The organism is Mycobacterium marseillense, from assembly GCF_010731675.1.
In the GTDB taxonomy this organism is placed as follows: Bacteria; Actinomycetota; Actinomycetes; order Mycobacteriales; family Mycobacteriaceae; genus Mycobacterium; species Mycobacterium marseillense.
Genome location: NZ_AP022584.1, coordinates 4,760,640 through 4,780,258 on the forward strand (window position 1 = coordinate 4,760,640; position 19,619 = coordinate 4,780,258).

The 19,619-nt window shown below is 65.2% G+C and carries 19 protein-coding genes and 1 tRNA gene; 8 read left to right on the forward strand and 12 right to left on the reverse strand.

What is annotated here, in order from left to right; all coding sequences use genetic code 11:
- Positions 1-25 precede the first annotated feature (25 nt).
- The 4 genes from G6N26_RS22325 (at position 26) to G6N26_RS22340 (ending at position 2,043) form a co-directional block, all read left to right on the forward strand.
- On the forward strand, positions 26-214 hold the full coding sequence (locus G6N26_RS22325) for an antitoxin (protein ID WP_067167924.1): 189 nt from the start codon (positions 26-28) through the stop codon (positions 212-214).
- Between the two features lie 3 nt (positions 215-217).
- Entirely contained in the window at positions 218-679 is a 462-nt protein-coding gene (locus tag G6N26_RS22330; RefSeq protein WP_067167921.1) for a type II toxin-antitoxin system Rv0910 family toxin, read from the forward strand.
- 84 nt (positions 680-763) lie between these two features.
- On the forward strand, positions 764-1,534 hold the full coding sequence (locus G6N26_RS22335) for a VOC family protein (protein ID WP_083018074.1): 771 nt from the start codon (positions 764-766) through the stop codon (positions 1,532-1,534).
- Positions 1,535-1,608: 74 nt separating this feature from the next.
- Positions 1,609-2,043 (forward strand): hypothetical protein, encoded by a 435-nt coding sequence (locus G6N26_RS22340; RefSeq protein ID WP_083017984.1) that lies wholly within the window; start codon positions 1,609-1,611, stop codon positions 2,041-2,043.
- Between the two features lie 4 nt (positions 2,044-2,047).
- Here the strand turns inward: G6N26_RS22340 and G6N26_RS22345 are convergent, their stop codons facing one another.
- The 3 genes from G6N26_RS22345 to G6N26_RS22355 are packed head-to-tail and all read right to left on the reverse strand — an operon-like array spanning position 2,048 to position 5,273.
- Positions 2,048-2,536: a VOC family protein gene (locus G6N26_RS22345; protein ID WP_083017986.1), complete on the reverse strand. Its 489-nt coding sequence runs from the start codon at positions 2,534-2,536 to the stop codon at positions 2,048-2,050.
- A complete protein-coding gene (locus tag G6N26_RS22350) occupies positions 2,536-4,050 on the reverse strand; it encodes a carotenoid oxygenase family protein (protein WP_083017989.1) in 1,515 nt (504 codons plus the stop codon). Before G6N26_RS22350 ends, G6N26_RS22345 begins: the two co-directional genes overlap by 1 nt.
- Before the next feature lie 2 nt (positions 4,051-4,052).
- On the reverse strand, positions 4,053-5,273 hold the full coding sequence (locus tag G6N26_RS22355; RefSeq protein WP_083017991.1) for an acetyl-CoA acetyltransferase: 1,221 nt from the start codon (positions 5,271-5,273) through the stop codon (positions 4,053-4,055).
- 866 nt (positions 5,274-6,139) lie between these two features.
- Between G6N26_RS22355 and G6N26_RS22360 the strand changes: the two genes are divergently transcribed.
- Together G6N26_RS22360 and G6N26_RS22365 are read left to right on the forward strand one after the other, a co-directional pair.
- A complete protein-coding gene (locus G6N26_RS22360; RefSeq protein ID WP_067167910.1) occupies positions 6,140-7,675 on the forward strand; it encodes a DUF4185 domain-containing protein in 1,536 nt (511 codons plus the stop codon).
- Between the two features lie 47 nt (positions 7,676-7,722).
- A complete protein-coding gene (locus G6N26_RS22365; RefSeq protein ID WP_067168019.1) occupies positions 7,723-8,103 on the forward strand; it encodes a hypothetical protein in 381 nt (126 codons plus the stop codon).
- 45 nt (positions 8,104-8,148) lie between these two features.
- Here G6N26_RS22365 and G6N26_RS26445 read toward each other — a convergent pair whose 3' ends face one another.
- Positions 8,149-8,370 carry a hypothetical protein gene (locus G6N26_RS26445; protein WP_167386393.1) on the reverse strand — a complete coding sequence of 74 codons (222 nt, stop codon included), beginning with the start codon at positions 8,368-8,370 and terminating at the stop codon, positions 8,149-8,151.
- A 1,007-nt stretch (positions 8,371-9,377) separates the two neighbouring features.
- Here G6N26_RS26445 and G6N26_RS22375 point away from each other — a divergent pair.
- Positions 9,378-10,610, forward strand: a complete 1,233-nt coding sequence (locus G6N26_RS22375; RefSeq protein ID WP_179960248.1) for a PPE family protein — start codon at positions 9,378-9,380, stop codon at positions 10,608-10,610.
- 44 nt (positions 10,611-10,654) lie between these two features.
- Positions 10,655-12,031 (forward strand): PPE family protein, encoded by a 1,377-nt coding sequence (locus G6N26_RS22380; protein ID WP_083017993.1) that lies wholly within the window; start codon positions 10,655-10,657, stop codon positions 12,029-12,031.
- Between the two features lie 79 nt (positions 12,032-12,110).
- On the opposite strand, the gene G6N26_RS22385 is transcribed toward G6N26_RS22380, so the two are convergent.
- The 8 genes from G6N26_RS22385 to G6N26_RS22415 all read right to left on the reverse strand — a co-directional run bounded on the left by G6N26_RS22385 (position 12,111) and on the right by G6N26_RS22415 (position 19,590).
- On the reverse strand, positions 12,111-12,521 hold the full coding sequence (locus G6N26_RS22385; RefSeq protein WP_083017996.1) for a hypothetical protein: 411 nt from the start codon (positions 12,519-12,521) through the stop codon (positions 12,111-12,113).
- Positions 12,522-12,544: 23 nt separating this feature from the next.
- The gene (locus G6N26_RS22390; RefSeq protein WP_083017997.1) at positions 12,545-13,636 is read right to left on the reverse strand and encodes a hypothetical protein; all 1,092 of its coding nucleotides are present in this window, start codon (positions 13,634-13,636) and stop codon (positions 12,545-12,547) included.
- 699 nt (positions 13,637-14,335) lie between these two features.
- Positions 14,336-16,048, reverse strand: a complete 1,713-nt coding sequence (locus tag G6N26_RS22395; RefSeq protein ID WP_232067625.1) for an ATP-dependent nuclease — start codon at positions 16,046-16,048, stop codon at positions 14,336-14,338.
- Positions 16,049-16,066: 18 nt separating this feature from the next.
- The gene (locus G6N26_RS26365) at positions 16,067-16,201 is read right to left on the reverse strand and encodes a hypothetical protein (protein ID WP_264077912.1); all 135 of its coding nucleotides are present in this window, start codon (positions 16,199-16,201) and stop codon (positions 16,067-16,069) included.
- Between the two features lie 128 nt (positions 16,202-16,329).
- Positions 16,330-16,402 (reverse strand) — tRNA-Arg (locus G6N26_RS22400).
- Positions 16,403-16,450: 48 nt separating this feature from the next.
- Positions 16,451-17,275: an LLM class F420-dependent oxidoreductase gene (locus G6N26_RS22405; protein WP_083018003.1), complete on the reverse strand. Its 825-nt coding sequence runs from the start codon at positions 17,273-17,275 to the stop codon at positions 16,451-16,453.
- An 8-nt stretch (positions 17,276-17,283) separates the two neighbouring features.
- On the reverse strand, positions 17,284-18,363 hold the full coding sequence (locus tag G6N26_RS22410; protein WP_083018005.1) for a poly-gamma-glutamate hydrolase family protein: 1,080 nt from the start codon (positions 18,361-18,363) through the stop codon (positions 17,284-17,286).
- The gene (locus tag G6N26_RS22415) at positions 18,364-19,590 is read right to left on the reverse strand and encodes an Nramp family divalent metal transporter (RefSeq protein ID WP_067167895.1); all 1,227 of its coding nucleotides are present in this window, start codon (positions 19,588-19,590) and stop codon (positions 18,364-18,366) included.
- Positions 19,591-19,619 lie beyond the last annotated feature (29 nt).

Below are 19,619 nucleotides of genomic sequence, written 5' to 3' on the forward strand. Positions count from 1 at the left end.
ACGATGCCGGGAAAAGGGAGGGCGCATGGGATTCCTGGACAAGGCCAAGGATCTGTTGTCGCAGAACGCTGACAAGGTCGAGATGGCCATCGACAAGGCCGGCGAGTTCGTCGACGAGAAGACGCAGGGCAAATACTCCGACACCATCCACCAGGTGCAGGAGCAAGCGAAGAAGGCCACCGGGCCCGCGGACCCGGGCGACCAGCAGAACTGAGCCATGGCCAAGCTTTCCGGATCCATCGATGTCCCGCTGCCACCCGAGGTGGCCTGGCAGTACGCCTCCGATCTGTCCCGGTACAAGGATTGGCTGACCATCCACCGCGTGTGGCGCAGCACATTGCCCGACGAGATCGAAAAGGGCTCGGTCGTCGAGTCGATCGTCGAGGTCAAGGGCATGCACAACCGGATCAAATGGACGGTCGTGCGTTATAAGCCCCCCGAGGGCATGACGCTCAACGGCGACGGCGTCGGCGGTGTCAAGGTCAAGCTGATGGCCAAGATCCAGCCCAATGGGGACGGCTCCATCGTCAGCTTCGACGTGCACCTCGGCGGCCCCGCACTGTTCGGCCCCATCGGCATGATCGTCGCGGCGGCACTGCGCGGCGACATCAACCAGTCGCTGGAGAACTTCGTCACGGTCTTCACCCGATCCGATCCGAGCACCAACGGGCATCGGTGATCGCCGCCGGCGATGAGTTTTCGGCTCGGTAGCGGTCGATACGGTGAACCCCGCTCCCGGGGGCCACACCACCAGGAGGTCACCGTGCCCATTCGTGACAGCGCGCCGCTGGGCGCCCCATGCTGGATCGATCTGACCACGTCCGACGTCGCCCGCGCCCAGGAGTTCTACGGCACGGTTTTCGGCTGGACGTTCGACTCCGCCGGACCCGAATACGGCGGATACGTCAATGCCGCCAAACACGGCCACCCGGTCGCCGGAATCATGGCCAACCGGCCCGCGGCCGAGGTGCCGGATCGCTGGACCACCTACTTCCACACCGCCGATATCCAGACCACGCTGGCCGCGGTGACCGGAGCGGGCGGCTCGGTGTGCATGGCGATGGAGGTGCCCGCCAAGGGACATATGGGCCTGGCCACCGACCCCGCCGGCGCGATGTTCGGGTTGTGGCAGCCGCTGGAGCATCGCGGTTTCGAGATCGTCGGAGCAGCCGGGGCCCCGGTCTGGCACCAACTGACCACCCGCGACTACGGCAAGGCCCTCGACTTCTACCGCAACGTCCTCGGCTGGCGGACCGAATCCGCTTCCGACACCGACGAATTCCGTTACACCACAGCGCGGTTCGGCGACGAACAATTGCTCGGCGTGATGGACGGCGCCCAGTTCTTGCCCCAGGATGTTCCGTCGAACTGGGTGACCTTCTTCGGCGCCGAGGACGTCGACAAGACTCTGCGAGTGATCGTCGACAACGGCGGCGCGGTGATCCGCGACGCCGAGGACACCCCGTATGGACGGCTGGCCGCCGCGAGCGATCCGACGGGCGCGCCGTTCAACCTGTCCTCGCTGCAGAGCTGACGGCCCGACCGGCGCCACGCTAGTGCGGCGCTCGGTGCCCCGGGGCGGCGTCGGAGTCGGTTAACCTCGCTACCATGACTCGCCGACTGCGCCCCGGTTGGCTGGTGGCGTTTTTCGCGGTGGTGGTTTCGGCCAGCGCGTGGCTGCCGTGGCTGACGACAGCGGTCAACGGCGGGGGCTGGGCCAACGCCATCGGAGGCGCTCACGGCAACTTGGAGCTGCCCCCGGGGTTCGGCGCCGGCCAGCTCATCGTGCTGCTGGCCTCGACGCTGCTGGTGGCCGGCGCCATGATGGGCCGCGGTTTGTCGGTGAAGCTCGCTTCGGTTGCCGCGCTGTTGATTTCGCTACTTATCGTGGCGTTGACGGTGTGGTACTACAAGCTCAACGTCAACCCGCCGGTGTCGGCCGAATACGGCCTCTACGTCGGTGCGGGCGCCGCGGTGTGCGCCGTGGCGTGCTCGATCGTGGCGGTCATCGCGGCGCTGGCTTCCGGCCGGTCGCGGCGCTGAGCTCTCAGGCCGACGGGAACTCGTGCTTTCCCGAAGCCGCGCTGCTGTCGGGCTCGTTGACGCCGAACACGAAGGGCGCGAACACGATTTCGCGCCCGTCCGGGTCCCGATAGGTGACCGCGCCCGTGGCCGCCCAGTATGGGTGCTGGTCGACGGGTTCGACGCCCGCGTCGTGCAGGCGCGCGAGAGCGGCGCGCTGCGCCCGCTCGTCGGGAAAATACAGGCAGAGCTGTTCATGGTGGTCCACTGCGACCTCGCCGACGGCCTGCACGATCTCCATGGTGAGGTTCCAGCTGGGTAGCCCGAAAATCGCGCCGTTGCTGCCGTAGCTGTCCTCGAACGTCTCGTAGAGCGGCAGCCCGACCAGGTCGCGGTAGAAGCGCACCGTTTCCGCGAAGTGCCCGGAGCGGCGCGCAAAGCGGATGGCGCCGAGCGGGGCCAACTGCGGCGGCCAGTGCGTCGAGCGGTGGTGCTTGTGCTGGTCGGTGCTCATCACAGTCCGATCGCGTCCGCGGCCGATTCGGCGGTGTCCCAGCGCCGCAGCTCGGAGCCGGGCGCCCAGGTCGAGTGTGTGCCGCTGGAGATCCGTTCCGGCAGTGGGAGTTTGCACACGGGCCCGTCGCCGGGCCGGGCGGCGTCGAATACCAGGCAATAGGAGGCGTCGGTGTTCATGTCGGTGGTGAGGGTGACCAGGTAGCCGTCGTCTTCGCCGGTGCCGCCGACGCGCGGCGCCATCGCGGTCTCGCTGCCGTAAACGCCGTCCCCGAACGAGAACCGCTCCTCTTTTCCGGTGAGTAGGTCGTGTTTGACCAGCCCGTCGAACAGGAACCAGCCCGGTTTCCCGGTGGCGGCATAGACGTAGCGGTAATCGGCAGCCGCGTACCTCGGGTTGATGGTGCCGAACTCGGTGATGGATTCGGAGAGCTGCTCTTCGTGGACGGCACCGGTGACCACGTTGAAACGCCACCGGTGCAGGCGAGCCTGCAGACGATCGAGGGCCAGGAAGCGAAACAGCTTGTCCCACTTGGTGCCACCGGTATCGATCGGGGACGGATCGCCTTCGAAGAAGCCGTCGAGCACGATTTCGTCGCCGTCCTCGTAGGCGTTGGTGAAATGCAGCACGAACGTCGGGGCGGCCTCGAACCAGCGGATGTCTTCCGTCCCGCCGCGGCGCGGAATGACCGCGAACCGCGACGGGATGTCGGGGTAGAAGCGTGGCAGGTGCACGTCGTGCTCGAGCAGCTGCGGATCCCAGAACAACGGGAAATCGTTGAGGATGGCGTAGTTTTCGGTGAACGCCATGTCGTGGGGGAGGCGCGGCCCGGAAAGCGGGATGTCGACGTAGTGGGCCAGTTCGTTGCGCTCGTCGACGACACCGTAATGCATGTACGGGTCTTGCTTGCTGTAGTTGAAGAACAGCAATTCACCGGTTGTGTTGTCCACCTTGGGATGTGCGGACACGCCCCACGCTGTCGGGAAGCGCCCGTTCCAGGACTCCTTGCCGAGCGTGTCGGCCGAATATGGGTCGATTCGGTACAAGTCGCCGCACTGGTAGAAACTAGTCAGCGCGGTGCCACGGTGCACGATGACGTCGGTGCTCGAGGCGTCCTTCATCCTCGTCCGCGCACCCCACCCGCGCCCGCGCCGGGCCAGTTGCACGGGCTCGGCCAGGCCCGGCCACAGCGGTCCGCCGGCCTCGTTCTCGGCCAGAAATCCGTCGGTTCGGATAAAGCGGTTGCGGTAGAAGGCCTTTCCGTCGCGAAAGCCGACCACGTGCACCATGCCGTCGCCGTCGAAGGGGTGATAGGTCTTGAACGCGGGGTGCAGCGGATTCTCGGTGTTACGCAGGTAGATACCGTCGAGGTCGCGCGGGATTTCACCGTCGACGGCGACCAGGTCGTCGGCGTCCCACTCGGTGGTCTGGGGTCGCCACGGGCCGGTCCGGTAGGGGTGGCCGTCGTCCTCGGGAAGGGTGGACAGGAATTTGCCGACGATCTCAACGTCCATCATCAGATGCCTTTGCTGACAACGAAACTCACGGTGGTGGCGGTGCTGCCGCCGAAATTGAGGGTGCCGAATGTTTGCGCGCCGTCGACCTGATAGTCGCCGGCGGCATCACTGACCTGTTTGGCTGCGTCGAGCAGCATCCGCACCCCGGAGGCACCCACCGGATGCCCGCCGCCGATCAATCCGCCGCTGGGATTGATCGGCAGCCGTCCCCCGATCTCGATCTCGCCGTTTTCGATGGCCTTCCATGACTCGCCCGGGCCGGTCAACCCGATGTGGTCGATGGCCAGGTACTCGCTGGGAGTGAAGCAGTCGTGAACCTCGAACCCGTCGATGTCGTCGAGCCTGCGCCGGGCGCGGCGCAGCGCGTCGAGTACCGCGGCCCGCACATGCGGCAGCACATGAGGATCGTCGCCGGCACGGTCGAGTTTCTGCTGCAGCCCCAGCCCGACGGTGCGATGTCCCCAGCCATCGATGCGGCCGATCGGGCGCGTGTCAGCGTGGTCACGCAGGTAGGTGTCGTTGACGAGCACCAATCCCGCTCCGCCGTCGGTCATTTGGCTGCAGTCGAAGCGTCGCAGCCGGCCTTCGGTGATCGGATTGGCCGCGTCGTCGTCGGTGATGGGATCGGGGACGGTCCACCCGCGGGTCTGGGCGTTGGGGTTGCGCCGGGCGTTGGCGAAGTTGAGCTGGGCGATGGCGCGCAGGTGCGTGTCGTCCAATCCGTACCGGCGCTCGTACTCGTCGGCGACCCGGGCGAACATGGACGGCCACAGGTATTCCGCGTCGGTCCCTTCGTGACCGGCCCACGCCGCGGCCCCCAGATGCTGCGCGGCGGTGTCGCCCGGGACTGTCTTCTCGAGCTCGATGCCCACCACCAGCGCGGTGTCATAGGCGCCCGATCGCAGATCGGCCATCGCCGCCAGTGCCGCGACGCTGCCGGAGGCGCACGCGGCTTCGTGCCGGGACGCCGGGGTGTCCCAGAGGCCGTCGCAGACCGTGGCCGGCATCGCGCCGAGGTGGCCCTGTCGGGCGAACATCTCGCCGAAGGCGTTGCCGACGTGCACCACTCCGATGCCGGCCGCGTCCACCTTGGCCGACGCCAGCGTGGCGTCGACGACCTCGGCGGTCAACGCCGCGAAGTCGTGGCCTTCCTTGGTGAGGTTGCGAGCAAAATCGCTTTGGTAACCGCCGAGAATCCACACACCGGACGAGCCATCCATACGCCGACGGTACTCCCGGAGGGGCGGGTTGTTGAGGCCTATGGCCGGGCGGGCGCCGGCTGGCGCGAGCCCGGGAAGAGGCTAAAAAGGGCGGCCCCGTCGGCTCTCGGGCTGAACCGACGGGACCTAGGCGGGCACGAAGGCCGGCCGACGCACTCGCCTACTGTTGGATCATTGCCCCCGCGGGGTGCCGACAAACATGAGGCCTCAATCTCTTTGAGGCCTCGGCGTCACCGAGCAAGCAACGGCGCCGGGTCCGGTTAACGACGATTCACCTTCTCCGGCGGCGCGCGCGGCACCCGGATATGGCGTCGGCTGGAAGGCTGAGCTGCAGCGATACAGCGGGGTTGCACCGGGCTGTGGGCGGTCGCACGACGAAGGGGTCACGCTGCATCGCGGCGCACCACAAGGCTGCGGTGTAAGCCGATATACGCACGGGTGGGCTGTTCGTTTAGCGGCCGCCCAGCAAAGTAGCCGAACCCTCTTCCTGCGGCCGGCAACAATCTCATCGTGTCCGACGGTCGGTGGTGAGGACGCGAGCGGCTGTCGCGAACCGGACGGAACCCGCGGCGCGGGGCCCGCCCCCGTGGCGCGTTGTGCTGCGGTCCATCGTGACATCCGGCGCGTCGCCGCCCCACCCCCGCAGTTGCGGCTGCGGCAAAGCCGGAGACGTCCTTCAGCTGTGCGTATCGGATGTGAGCTAACAGCTTCAGCGGCGAGTTCGGCCGAAGATCCGCGCGTTGCGACACGGTCACGGATGCATACCTATCGGCTCATCGTTGGTCACATATGCCCCGCAGATCACTATCGTCACATGAGCCAACTACGGACGTCAGCGCGGTGTCCTACCCCTCGAAAGGTGTTACATGTCGGCGATTCTTCGAAGTGTGTCGCTATCGATGGCGTCGGCGGCCGCTGTCGGATTCGTCCTTGTGGTGGGGCCCGCGCCTACTGCCCACGCCACGCCGTGCGGCGCCCCCGAAGCGAACGTCGACCCTCCTGCCGCGCAGCCGGCCATGCCCGCGCCTCAGCCGGTCGTGCAGCCGCCAACCGGACGCAGGCCCACCCACACGAATGACCAGGCGCCGCTGCCGAGGCTGGGTCCGCTGATCTCCTCACTGCTCAAGCCGGCGACACCGGGGCAGCGCTACTCCGCGCCGGTGCATCCGCGGGCCGAGGGCCCGACGCCCGGGCCCGGCCCCTCCGCGCCGCTGCAACAGCAAGCCGAGGTGTTGCCGCCGGGACCCAACCCGCCCGCGCCGGCGGTTCCGCAACAGCCGAATGCCAACCCGATGCGGCCCAACGCCGCCCCGATGCCCCAGCCGCAGCCCGAGCCGGGACCGCCGCCTCCGTCGATCGCGGGCGCGCCGACGTCCCTCGTCGACTGGGTGACCGGACCGGACGGACCCAACAAGACCCTGCAACGTTTCGGGATCTCCGGCACCGACCTCGGGATTGCCTGGGACAACGGCGATCCCGCCAACCGCCAGGTGCTGATGGCCTTCGGTGACACCTTCGGTTACTGCAAAGTGCACGGCCAGCAGTGGCGCTACAACACCCTGTTCCGCAGCAACGATCGCGACCTGTCCAAGGGAATCCACATCGCCGACGGCGTGCCGAACGACAGGTATTCCGGCTCACCGGTATGGGCGCCCGGACTTTCCAAACAGGTCGTCAACACCATCCACAAGGCCGCGCACGAGACGGGAATCATTCCGACCGGGGCGATGTCGATGGGCAGAACCCAGTACATGAGCTACATGTCCATCCGCCAGTGGGGCCGTGACGGCGAATGGAGCACGAACTACTCGGCAATCGCGCGGTCCAACGACAACGGCCAGAACTGGGGGATCTTCCCCACCACGATCCGGACCGCGTCCGCGGATGCCATTCCGGGAGCCGGGTTTACGCCCGGAAATGAAAATTTCCAGATGGGCGCGTTCTTGAAGGGCAAGGACGGTTACGTCTACCAGTTCGGCACGCCGTCGGGTCGCGGCGGCGCGGCGTTCCTGTCGCGCGTTCCACCAAATCAATTGCCCGACCTGACCAAGTACCAATACTGGAACGGCGACGAGGGCGGTCGATGGGTCGCGAACAATCCCGGTGCGGCGACGCCGATCTTCCCGGCGCCGGTGGGCGAGATGTCGGCCCAGTACAACAGTTATCTCAAGCAGTACCTGGTGCTCTACACCGACGGCGGCAGCAACGACGTCATCGCGCGGACCGCGCCGGCGCCGCAGGGGCCATGGAGTCCCCCGCAGCCACTGGTGTCCGCATTCCAAATGCCCGGCGGCATCTATGCGCCGATGATCCATCCCTGGTCGTCGGGACGGGACCTGTACTTCAACCTGTCGCTGTGGTCGGCATACGACGTGATGCTGATGCACACCGTGTTGCCGTAAAAACGTCGCCGTCGAATATACGATGGTCTAGTGAGAGGAGGGCGATGATGATCGCCTTGGAGTATCACGACAACTGTTGCGGTCTTGCCGATCCGCTCACTCCTCTCGCCGCGGCCGCGTTGCCCGACGACGTGCCCGTTTCATCCGCGGGCGAACTGCGGAAAAACGGCGACGGCGCCGAAGGCCACACGGTGTTCGACGGGCACCGCCCGGATTACTGGACCGTCGGCAGGCCGGGGCTCCGCGACATCGAGGTTTGCATCGAGAGCGCCCGCGCGGACGGCGCCATCAGCCTGGGCCTGGTGGTCAACGGTTTGGATTGCAGCGGACTCCCCATTGACCAGGCGCTTTCGCTCGCAGACGCCCGGGGGGATGCGGGCGTCTGCGGCGTTAGCTGCCGGGGAGGCGGGCACCTCAAAGCCAGTTAGTCAGCGGCTGAGGGGATTTCGCGGGGCGAGGTCACGCGGCATCGGCTACGGAGGCGGCGGGATCCACCGTTTGCCGTCCGTTGTCCATCCGCACGGCAGGTAGTTCCAGTGCGCCGGGGGTTGGGGATCGAAAGACAAACACTTCGGCGCGTAGAAATCGGGCGCCGGAGAAGGCGGCGGTGGCGGCTGGTCCGTGGCGCGAGCGGTAGCCTCGCCGCTGAGCATCAAGGCCCCAACGGCCATCAGTGTCGCGACTAGCTTCCGCATCGCAGGCCCGGCGAGTGTTATGCCCCAACGAAGCGACGGCCGCTACGTTTCTTCCCTTACACGCACGCTGTCGATGGTAGTCCGCATTCCCGCTCTTTGTGGGACTTGATCGCTTCGGGTTGAGCCGACCAAGCGGCGGCCGGGGACGCCGGTACGCCCGGCGACACTTGTGCGGGTTCATCCGTCGGCGACCCGGCCAGATCCGGTTCTGGCAACCGGTGCGGAGCGATCCGGGCGAACCCGCGTCCGCGCAAGGTCCCACTTGCGGCACCGACCTAATCCCTGGACTAGCGTCACAAAAAATAAAGTACGATTGTGATCTGTACTCAGCTGGTTGGGAGAGGCTGTTGTGGCATAGGCGCCGCGCAAGTGTTGGCACTGCGATGAGGGTTCTCGATCGGGGCTCCTCTTTGTTGTCAGCGCTGAACACGTGTGGGATCACCTCCCGCGGCGGCGCACTTCACGCCCCTTCAAAAAATCGTCAGACGGCGCGGGTTCGGTCTTGCCTCGCAGCGCTCCCGGCTGAGCAAACACGTCAAGATAGCTGGCGCTCTATCGAAGTCATCGCCAATAGGCACAACCGCCGCGTCGAGTCCTATCTGCAGCGTCGGCGGCACCGCCCGTGGCGTAACCGGGGTTCCTAGCCTTCGAGTTGACCTTCATGTCGACGACGATCGGCGCTGCTTCGCCACGCCGATGATGCACACCACAACGGTGAAAATGTTAGCCCACTAGCAAACTCGCACCGTGGCAACGTATCTGGTCGCGGCATCGGCACAATCATGTCGGCTCTGCTGTGGGATGCATGTGCCGGTCGTTGAATCACCCTGCGCTACAACTCTAACGGCATATCGCCGAGGCCGCAGCGGATCACCGCTCTGAAAATCCGGCCGAGTTGCCTACTGCAGGGCGCAATTTCAGAAGTTCGGTTTATCAAATCAATCAGGCGATGCGGCGGTCGACTCATGTTGCCCTGAGTATCGCGCACTGAGTTATGAGGTGTAGCAATGGATTTCGGAGGGATGCCGCCGGAGGTCAACTCCGGTCGAATGTACTCTGGTCCCGGGGCGGGGCCGATGCTGGCGGCCGCGGCGGCGTGGGACGGGCTGGCCGCTCAGTTGCACTCCGCCGCAGCGTCTTACGAGTCGGTGATCTCGAACCTGACCGCCGGGTGGCGCGGTCCTTCGTCGAGCTTGATGGCGGCCGCGGCGGTGCCGTATGCGGCATGGATGAGTGCGACCGCCGCCCAGGCCGAGCAGACCGCCAACCAGGCGAGGGCGGCGGTAATCGCATACGAGGCGGCGTTCCTCGCGACCGTGCCGCCACCGGTCATCGCGGCGAATCGAGCGCAGTTGATGGGGCTGATCGCCACCAACTTTCTGGGTCAGAACACCCCGGCGATCATGGCCACCGAGGCCCATTACGCCGAGATGTGGGCCCAGGATGCGGCGGCGATGTACGGCTACGCCGGTTCCTCGGCGACCGCCGCGCAGGTGACGCCATTCGCCCCGCCGCCACGGAGCACCAATCCGGCCGGAACCACGGGGCAGGCCGCCGCCGTCGCGCAGGCCACCGGCGGCTCGGTCGCGACGAACACGGAATCGGTCCTGCCGCAACTGATGTCGGCCGTGCCGCAATCGCTGCAGACCCTGACCGCGCCTACCGCGGCTGCCGCCGCCGATCCACCGTCGCTGCTGTCAGCACTCGACTCGGCGCTCACGGGCCCGTTGGGCCCGGTGTCGCTGTTCGGCATCGGCGGCAGCCCGTATCTGCTGGGCGTCGAAAACTACCTGGTGCCCCAAAACGTGGCGAATGTGAACAGTGCCCGGCAGCGGCTGGACCGGGACTACTCGAAGCTGGACCTGCTGGGAATTGATTCGGGGGCGCGAGTAGTGAGCTCACCGGCGCCCACCGGGGCCGGAATGCCGACGGGCATCGGCCGCGCCGGCGTCGTCGGACGCCTGTCGGTGCCGCAGGGATGGGCGGCCGCCGCCCCGGCGATCCGGCCGGTCGCCACGGTGATTCCACAGACCGCGCTTGCCGGCGCTCCGGCGGCCCTCGCGGCCGATGGAGAGGGATCACTGTTCTCCAGCATGGCCGCGTCGGGTCTGGCCGGGCGTGCCATGGCCGCTACCGGCGGTGGCTCCGCTCGGGCAATGGGCATCGGTGGCGGCGCTTTCGGGCGCGCCGCGACCACGGCCACGATCATCGTCATCAACGCGGACGACCCGCAGGAATAGCCGCGTTCGCCCCAGACCGTTCATCGCGAAAACAAGGAGCAACAATGGATTTCGGAGCATTGCCGCCGGAGGTCAACTCCGGTCGGATGTACACAGGAGAAGGCGCAGGCTCACTGCTGGCCGCAGCGTCGGCATGGGATGGGCTGGCCGCCCAGCTGCACTCCGCGGCGACGTCGTATGAGTCAGTGATCTCGAACTTGACCAGCGGTTGGCAGGGCCCGTCCTCGCTGACCATGGCGGGCGCGGCCGCGCCATATGCGGCGTGGATGAGCGCGACCGCCGCGCAAGCCGAACAGGCCGCCTCGCGAGCCAGAGCGGCGGCCGCGGCGTACGAGGCCGCGTTCACGGCGACGGTGCCCCCGGTGGCGATCGCGGAAAACCGCGGCCGACTGGCGTCGCTGGTGGCGACGAACGTCCTTGGGCAGAACACCGCCGCGATCGCGGCCACCGAAGCGGAGTACGGGCAGATGTGGGCGCAAGACGCCGCCGTGATGTACGGCTACGCCGGATCTTCGGCGATCGCCGCGCAGATGGAGCCCTTCAACGCGCCACCGCAAACCACCAACCCGAGCGGGGCCGCCGGCCAATCAGGCGCGGTCGCCCAAGCCGTCGGCGCGGCGCCCGCCAACGCGCAGTCGGCGTTGTCGCAGCTGATGTCGTCGACCCCGCGAACCCTGCAAAGCTTCGCCGCCCCCTCCGCTTTGTCGGCGGCGGATCCGTCGTCGTTGGCGACGTGGTTGAACAACCTGAATTCCACGCCGTTGGCGAAGATCGCCGCGAACATCGAGTTCGTCACCAAAGCGATCCGCCCGGTCAACGACACGTTGCTGAGCCTCAGCTTGGGCCTGGTGGTAACGGCACGGACCTGGAGCGACACGGCGGTCGAACTCGAGGGGCCGCTGTTCGCGGCGCTGGGTTCGAGCACGCAGGCGGTGGGAGCCGCCGGGGCGTCTGCGGTGACCGCGGGCGTCGGTAATGCGGGGCTGGCGGGGGCGCTATCAGTGCCGCCGAGTTGGGCGGTGGCCAGCCCCGGGGTCAAGCTGGCCGCCACCGTGTTGGAGTGCACCAGCGCGGGTGCCGCGCCGACGGCCGCGGCCGGCGCGGGTTCGCTCGGGCAGATGGCCTTGGCGGGCCTGGCCGGAGGAGCGCTGGGTGGTGCGGTGCCCCGCGCGGTCACCGGAAGTGCCGCCCGGGGGTTGGGTCGGCGCTCGTCGGAGAACGACGCCAAGACCCCCGACAAACTGAAGACCGTCCTGGCGGAACTGCAGGAGGCGCCGGAGTCGGTCCAGCACTGGCACACCGACAAGGCGCACCTGGAAAGCCTTTTGGATCAGCTGTCCAAGAAGCCGGGCGTCCACGCCGTGCACTTGTCTTCTGCCGACAAGTCCAAGGTGACCCCGCCACGGGCTACGTGGGGATAGGGGAGCGAAGTCAGAACCGATCGCCTAACGTCCGGGTGACGCACTATGACCTGCACCGGTGCGCAGGGCTCCTCAAGCTTTAGCCTTGTGTATCAGCAGATTTGGTCGTGACTCGATTCATGACGATGGTTATCACCGCGAGCAATATCGCGTAGGAGAGGATGTAGAAAGGGATCAGAATCCAGATCGACATGCTATGGAAGATCAGCTTCGTCAGGGCCTTCAGGCCGTCGTCGATGAAGCCCGAAATGACAAGTGCGATAAGGAAAGCCATGTATACGCGCTCACGTTTGGGGGCTACCTTCCCGCGAGTTCTCTGCACGAGATACCAGGCCACAATCAGGACTACGAGCACAGCCATGATCGTGAAGCCGATGACGATCCATAGCGGCAGGTCGTTGCGGGTGTTCAAGCCGCTAGAGTTGAACAACAAATCGGTTCCGACCATCAAGGCGACGTAAACCGGTAACAGCAGCACCGCCTTGCGCATATCAATAATCATTGAAACTCCGCTTATTTGGCACAGTCCCACGCTCCCTTGACGCCGGCTTTGACCGGGGCCTCAAGCAGTCCCTTCGCGAATCCGCCAACAAAACCAAGAACGCCTCCGCCGAGAGCGCCGGGAATTGCACCGGCACCTAATGCTTCGGGTGTGACCGCGGCACCTCCGACAGCGCCTCCAATGACTCCCTTGATGGCCGTTTTGATCCCACTCTCGAATCCGCTCTTGATCATATCTTTGCCGACATTGGCCTTGACCTCTTGTCCGACACACTGTCCGAAGCTTGGTCCGGCCGGGGCAGGTGGCGCGGGTGCGGGCACAGGGGGCGCAGTCGGCGGCGGGGTCTTCGGTGCAGCGGCGGCCACTTGTGGCGGCACGGGGAACGGGCCTATCTGCGGCTGTCCTTGTGATGGGGTCGGTTGCGGCATCGGTGGCGCAGGTCCAGCGCCACCGTCCTGCTTGAAATCAACCAGCTGAACTCCACCGCGCTGACCATTGGCAGCAGGGGTTACATGTCCGTTCCGGTCCCCTTTAGAGGAGCCCTGGCCATTCTGGCCGCCATTTGTTGCGGAGTACTGTCCACCATTCGGATTCTTGAACCCACCGTCCACGACACTATCGGCGACAGCGGTGAGTTGGCCTGCGACCTTGACCTCTACCCCTTCGAGTTGTCCAGCGCGAGACCAGATTTCGCTTGCCATTCTTTCCGCTAGCGCTTGGCGAGCGGCCCGCTCGGCGGGCGTACCGCCATTCTCCGTGTACGAGACTGACAGGTCTTCCCCGACCGTAAACCCTGCGTTCTCCGCGTCCTCGACGGCGTACATGACACGCCTTTGGGCTGCGCTGATGTCACTCGCGCCGTTACGCGCTACCCCCGCCGCCTGACGCAACTGATCGGCCTTGCCGTTAACGACGGGCAGATCGGTACTCGTCCGCTGCCGCAGCGCATCGCCCCCCGCGCCTTGCCACGCCACGGCGTAGGACTGGTTGCGCATGGTCAAGAAAACGTCTTCCCACTCATCGGCGGTCTTCGTCCAATAGCTCGCCGCGTTAGTCAGGTGCTCGGTGCTCCATGCACGGATTTGCGAAAGGGTGGCGGGCATAGCTAGACCACCGTCACCGCCGCCACAGAGGTCAACTCACCTGCCGAAGTGGCTTCTTGACGGCCGTAACCCGCGGCGGCCGAAGTGGCCCCGCCAGCCGTTGACCGAGTACGAGCGACCAACGCCGCCGCAGCAACGCCAATGGCCGCGTTGACACCGTTCACCGCCGCCCTAGTGGGTTGAAACGGTTGTCCCGGCGACGGCGGTGCTTGCCCAGTGAGTTGTGCACTGAGTCCCCGCCATTGGGTGGCTGTAGCTACCAGCTCATCGAGAGCGACACGCAATCCGTTCGACGCCACGAGCCCGACCTTAGGGCGGCCGCGATCCGGACGCTATTCACCTCGCCCTGGGAGCATTCGACAGTACGGGGAGGCCGATGCCTGTTTAGTCCGTTCCCGATGGGCAATTTTTGAGTAGCGAATCGCGCCATGTGCCGCATCGTCGCCGAATGGCTGCTGGCTAGTGGCTGGTGGTATAACGGCATCTGATGAGGAAAAGCCAGTGCCCCTGCAGGGTTCGAAGCTGCGCCACCGGCTTTTGCAGCCGATAACTGCCGCGAATTGCCACTAATTTTGGGTATAGTCTCGGACCGCTGCTTTCGCTTGTCATTCGACATCGCTGGTGTACGTCGGTTTTCACCAATCATCACTCATCACGATGGATGAGTGATGAGTCGGCCATGGCGCCTGGGAGTGGTCACTAGTCGTCAAACACAGGTGTCGACTTGGTATGAAGGTCCGCAGGCGGATGATGTCCGTTGGCATGCTCGATGAGGGCTGCGAGCTGGACAATCTTCTTATGCAGGTCTAGGTGATCGAGTCCCGACTCCCAGCGTTGGACCACTTCCTTGGCGACCTTCACCTTGTCGGGCCCTTTAGTCTTGTCGGCTTGCGGGCGCAAGGCATCAGACCACCGGTCGACGTTGTGAACGAGCGGCTTGCCGTACAAGTCCTTGAGTACCGCGGATAGAAGTTCCCGGGGTACATAGTTTTCGGTCGTCCTGCCTTGGGTGACCCATACGAGACCTGGGTCCTCCATCGCGTCGCGTACACGGCGCTTCGTCGCATTCACCGTGGAGCCTTGGGACGACTTGTCGCTATCCATCACGACAGCGAGGTGCCGGTTCAGTCGTCGCAGACTGATGAACTCTTTTACTTCAGGGTCGGTGGGTGTCAGGTGGTTTAGCAGGCGGCCTCCGTAGAACATGATCGAATAGTCGATGCCCTCGCGTAGTTTCGCGTTGATGAGGCTGAGCCATTTTGAGATATAGATGCGGTCCGAGGGGCCTTCGACCCAAACCACGCAGTTGGTTTGCAGTAAGTCGCTTGGTCGATAGCCGAGGTCATAGCAGATTGCACTCAGTTCGGATGGCTTACCCGCAAACGCTATCTCGGTGCCTTGGTCGGTGTATGTCGCGTGAAATACAGATGCAATCGAGGAATCCAGCAGGTGCGCTGAATGAGTGGCGATGACGTACTGGTTGTCGGTTTCATCATTGAGGTATCGGAGCAGCTTTCGCTGAAGCAGCGGGTGGAGATGTACCTCCGGTTCTTCTACGCAGACGACTGTCTGCTGTTGGATGGTGGCGTACGCGGCGAGCATGATTACTTGTGAGACCCCGGTTCCTAAGTTCTCGAGCGGCAAGAGCAACTCGCCGCGCCGTACGTTTAGTTGCTTAGCGGTGTAGGGAACCTCGAGCGTGGCGGACGGGTCGTCGATCACGGTTCGGAGGAAGGTGTTGATGGCCTCGAACCGTGCTCGGTCATCGTCGTGCTCCAATTCAGGCCGACTAAGTGCGGCAAGTCTTTCGACGATGGGAACGCTATCGATCTGGTCATCGATACGCCGCGACGCTTGAACGAGGCGCACGCGGGGCGGTTTGAAGACTGCTTGCAGGTGGTCCAAGAAGGAACTGGCGTTCGGCCTTGGGTCGCCCATCGAAAACGGCATGTTGCGGTTTTGGACGTAACGGTTCACAACCTGTGCGGCTTCGTTGGCGAGGTCAACCGACTGTTGATAGAGGCTCGGACGCCCGTCAGACTGCCTGACATACCTGAGCCAAACACCACCATCTCGGAAGATGTCGATGGCAGGGTAAGTCAGGATTTGGCGGACTGTCTCGATCACGGCACTATGTGTGATTTTTTGGGTGTCACACAGTTCCGCGCAAACCGAGTTCCGGCCGCCAAGGCTAATAAACAGTTCGAACGGTAGAGGGCTTGTTACTCGAGGAACGTCTAATCCTTCTGGCGCCTTGGTACGAAGTCCCGCCATCTGCTGGACTAACCGCAGAACATTGGACTTACCGCTGTTATTTTGTCCAGCGATCAGATTGAGTTTCGAAAGTGGCGTGATGAATTGAGCGCTCCCGTGAAAGCTACGGAACCCGCGGATACCTATGCCAGCCACCATGTCCACCGGGACATTTCATCAGAAACCTACGGGCGATACATAATGATGAATCGTTCCGACGCCGGAGCCAGCGCCAATGGCGGCGTCGCCAGAAGCCATCGAGAGGCCATCATTGATCACCGCCATCACGGCCTGATACCTCTGCTCGGCCATGCTCAACTCCCTCATTCAGGGAGTGTCGCGGATCAACCGAAACCACTGTCAAGCATCAGCCGAAACACTGTCACCCATCAGCCGAAGACGAACTGTCACACATCAACCCAGGTCATACAAAAATTCAGTGCCCCCGGCAGGATTCGAACCTGCGACACCGGCTTTAGGAGAGCCGTGCTCTATCCCCTGAGCTACGAGGGCGGACGGCCTGAGCTTACCGGCCAGGCCGCAGCCTGAACGCCACGGCGGTCAGCGCAGTTCGGCGATCACCTTCGAGAAGTTGTCGATGTTGTTGTCCTGCACGGTGAAGGACGACACACCGTACTTCTCGCGGTAGGCGCACAACGTGTCGGCGATTTCGCGCGGGGAACCGCTGAGCACTGACGGTTGGGACAGGATTTCCTCATCGGACAGGTCCGGCGCGTAGCTGCGGGTCAGTTTCAGGTCCGGCTCGGTCTCGCCGACTCGCGGCATCGCCGTGATCGCCAGGTTCAGCTCGAGCGCGTCGAACCGCTCCCCGGCGGCGTTGCGGACGAAGTCGACGCGTTCGGCGAACGGGTCGTCGACGGCGCGCACCTTGGAGCCGGTCAGCCCGATGATGTCGGCGTTGCGGGCGGCGATGGTCAACACCCGGTCACCATTGCCGGCGATGATGAGCGGGGTCGACGGATGGTGTTCCTTCAAATACGTCGCCATGTGTTCGAGGTAGTCGACCCGGGCGCCGGCGCTGGGATACGGGATCTCGGCGGCTTCGAACTCTTCCCGGACATAGCCGGTGCCAAGCCCGATCTCGAGGCGGCCATCGCTGAGCAGATCCAGGGCCTGCATGTCCCGGCTGAGCAGGGCCGGCTTGTAGAACGCGGAATTGAGCACATACATGCTCAGCTTCAGCGTTGTGGTGGCCATTGCGACCGCGGTCAGCGTCGGAAAGGGCGCCGCCGCACCCAAATGGTCAGGCACACAGAGAATGTCGAAACCGGCGTCTTCAGCGCGCTTGGCCTTGTCGAGCAGTGCCTCGCGCGACTTGAAGAACCGCATGCTCATTCCGAAGCGAAAATCCTTGGCCACCAACAACCTCCGTTTTAACGATCCGACGACATTGACCAACTATGAGCGGCCTCGGCCAGGCCCTGGATCAGGGCGCTGGTGACCGACGACAAACCGTCCTCGCCCGGCAACGGGCTACGCGGGCTGATCCCGCGGACCCGCGCCGAGAGCTCCAGCTGGGTTCCACCCTCACGCACCCGGTTCACCGGGTTCCGCGGGTGCAGCCCGCGCAATTCCGGTGGGACGTCGTCGAGGTCGGTGATCACCTGGTAACCGGTCAGCCGGATATGACGGGCCAAGTGGGCGGCCAACTCCCGGTTCTGGCCACCGGCCAGCAGCTGGGTGCTGCGACCGTCGCGGCCATAGCCGTGCAGCGACACCGCGACGTCGACATGGTCGAGGAACTCGGCCAGCCGTGGCGACTCGCCAGGATCGAACAGGGCCGACGGCAGGTGATGTGGGTAGTGGTCGGGATGACGCACCACATACAGCGAAGCGCCGGCGGCCTCCGCCGCGCGCTCGGCGATCACGTCGGTCATCTCTTCCAGCCCCCCGCCGTGGATGGCGAGAAAGCCGAAACGCGAACGCAATTGGCTGCCTTCCGTCACACCGGGCTCGTTCAGCAATGCCGAAAGCGACTGTGGCGCAGCCCCGGACGCGGCAGACGATTTCGGGCGCGGCCAGCCTGCCGGGTCCCAGCGGCGCAAGAACTCGAGCCAGCGTTGGGGCAGGCCGTGCTGCGTGGCGCCGTCGATGATGGTGGGCAGATAGCCCGGGCGCGGGGGCCCCGGCCTGATGCGATGGTCGATGTAGACCCAGGCCGGCGATGGACCGTCGTCGGTGTGCACGGTCAGCCGGTCGCGCCGGTAGCGCACCGGCACACCTTCGGCGCTGTCCAACGTCGCCAGGTCACCATCGGAGATCTGCCAGAGCACCCCATACACCTGGTTACCGGCCAACGGCTCGACGGTGGCCACGCCGCGCTGGTTGATCAGCCAGTCGTGATCGGCGAGGACCGCCGGCCGCGGATCGGCGGCGTCGGGGCAGCGCCGCGCCATCTGCCTCACGCATAGGTTCGAGCCGTATGCGAAGTACAGATGCCGCAGGGCCGGCATTCAGCCGGTCACCGTCAGCCAGACGAGCACCATGTTAAGCAGACTAATCAATATGCCGACGCCCCAGCCAAGAATCGTCGTGATGCGGTGGTTGGCGTCATCGCCCATCAGCTCGCGGTTGCTCGTCAGCTTGATCAGGGGCAGCACCGCAAACGGAATCCCGAACGACAGCACCACCTGGGATAGCACCAGCGCGCGGGTGGGGTCGAATCCGACCGCCAGGATCACCAGGGCGGGGCACAGGGTGATCAATCGGCGCGCCACCATCGGGATCGACCGGTGCAGCAGGCCCTGCATGATCATGGCCCCGGCGTAGGCGCCCACCGACGAAGACGCCAGACCGGACGCGAGAAGACCGATCGCGAACAGCACCGCGATCGTCGCGCCCAGCGTGTTGTGGATGGCGGAATAGGCGCCCTCGATGGAGGCGCTCACGTTGCGGTCCTGCAGGTTGATCGCGGCGACCAGCAGCATCGCGGCGTTCACCGTGCCGGCCACCGCCATCGCGAGGACGACGTCCCAGCGGGTGATGCGCAGCAGCAGGCGCCGATGCGATCCGTGGTCGGGGTGCCCGTGCCGGTCCAGGACCAGACCCGAATGCATGTACACGGCGTGCGGCATGACGGTGGCCCCCAGGATGGCGGCGGCCAGCAGCACACTCTCGGTGCCCCGGAATCTCGGCACCAACCCGCCGAACACATCGTGGGGAGGCGCGGTCTTGACGAAGAAGCTCGCCGCGAACCCGATCGCGATGACCAGCAGCAAGCCGGTGATGACCCGCTCGAAGATGATCTGGCCGCGCCGGTCCTGAATGCCCAGCAACAGCAAGGCCACCACGCCGGTGATGAGCCCGCCGAGCATCAGCGGCAAGCCGAACAGGATGTGCAAGGCGATGGCCCCGCCGACGACTTCGGCCGCGTCGGTGGCGATCGCCACGAGTTCGGCCTGCGCCCAATACACCAGGCGCGCTGGGCGGCTCATCCGCTTGCCGAGGGCGGCCGGCAACGAGCGCCCGGTGACCAACCCAAGCTTGGCCGACAGGTACTGCACCAGACCCGCGAGGACATTGGCCGCGACGATCACCCACAACAGCAGGTAGCCGTACTGCGAGCCGGCGCTGACGTTGGCCGCGACGTTTCCCGGGTCGACGTAGGCGATCGCGGCGACGAATGCCGGCCCGAGCAGATACCAGTTGCCCTTGAGCGAGCCCTGGGTGCGCTGCGCCAACGTGACCTCGATTCACTTCACCGAATAAG

What these genes read in the sequence shown, in the direction of transcription:
- G6N26_RS22410 (WP_083018005.1), bottom strand. Translation starts at nt 18,363, where the DNA reads ATGCCGGCCCTGCGGCATCTGTACTTCGCATACGGCTCGAACCTATGC.
- G6N26_RS22350 (WP_083017989.1), bottom strand. Translation starts at nt 4,050, where the DNA reads ATGGACGTTGAGATCGTCGGCAAATTCCTGTCCACCCTTCCCGAGGAC.
- G6N26_RS22325 (WP_067167924.1), top strand. Translation starts at nt 26, where the DNA reads ATGGGATTCCTGGACAAGGCCAAGGATCTGTTGTCGCAGAACGCTGAC.
- G6N26_RS22365 (WP_067168019.1), top strand. Translation starts at nt 7,723, where the DNA reads ATGATCGCCTTGGAGTATCACGACAACTGTTGCGGTCTTGCCGATCCG.
- G6N26_RS22380 (WP_083017993.1), top strand. Translation starts at nt 10,655, where the DNA reads ATGGATTTCGGAGCATTGCCGCCGGAGGTCAACTCCGGTCGGATGTAC.
- G6N26_RS22360 (WP_067167910.1), top strand. Translation starts at nt 6,140, where the DNA reads ATGTCGGCGATTCTTCGAAGTGTGTCGCTATCGATGGCGTCGGCGGCC.
- G6N26_RS22355 (WP_083017991.1), bottom strand. Translation starts at nt 5,273, where the DNA reads ATGGATGGCTCGTCCGGTGTGTGGATTCTCGGCGGTTACCAAAGCGAT.
- G6N26_RS22385 (WP_083017996.1), bottom strand. Translation starts at nt 12,521, where the DNA reads ATGCGCAAGGCGGTGCTGCTGTTACCGGTTTACGTCGCCTTGATGGTC.
- G6N26_RS22345 (WP_083017986.1), bottom strand. Translation starts at nt 2,536, where the DNA reads ATGAGCACCGACCAGCACAAGCACCACCGCTCGACGCACTGGCCGCCG.
- G6N26_RS26365 (WP_264077912.1), bottom strand. Translation starts at nt 16,201, where the DNA reads ATGGCCGAGCAGAGGTATCAGGCCGTGATGGCGGTGATCAATGATGGC.
- G6N26_RS22340 (WP_083017984.1), top strand. Translation starts at nt 1,609, where the DNA reads ATGACTCGCCGACTGCGCCCCGGTTGGCTGGTGGCGTTTTTCGCGGTG.
- G6N26_RS22390 (WP_083017997.1), bottom strand. Translation starts at nt 13,636, where the DNA reads ATGCCCGCCACCCTTTCGCAAATCCGTGCATGGAGCACCGAGCACCTG.
- G6N26_RS22395 (WP_232067625.1), bottom strand. Translation starts at nt 16,048, where the DNA reads ATGGTGGCTGGCATAGGTATCCGCGGGTTCCGTAGCTTTCACGGGAGC.
- G6N26_RS22330 (WP_067167921.1), top strand. Translation starts at nt 218, where the DNA reads ATGGCCAAGCTTTCCGGATCCATCGATGTCCCGCTGCCACCCGAGGTG.
- G6N26_RS22375 (WP_179960248.1), top strand. Translation starts at nt 9,378, where the DNA reads ATGGATTTCGGAGGGATGCCGCCGGAGGTCAACTCCGGTCGAATGTAC.
- G6N26_RS26445 (WP_167386393.1), bottom strand. Translation starts at nt 8,370, where the DNA reads ATGCGGAAGCTAGTCGCGACACTGATGGCCGTTGGGGCCTTGATGCTC.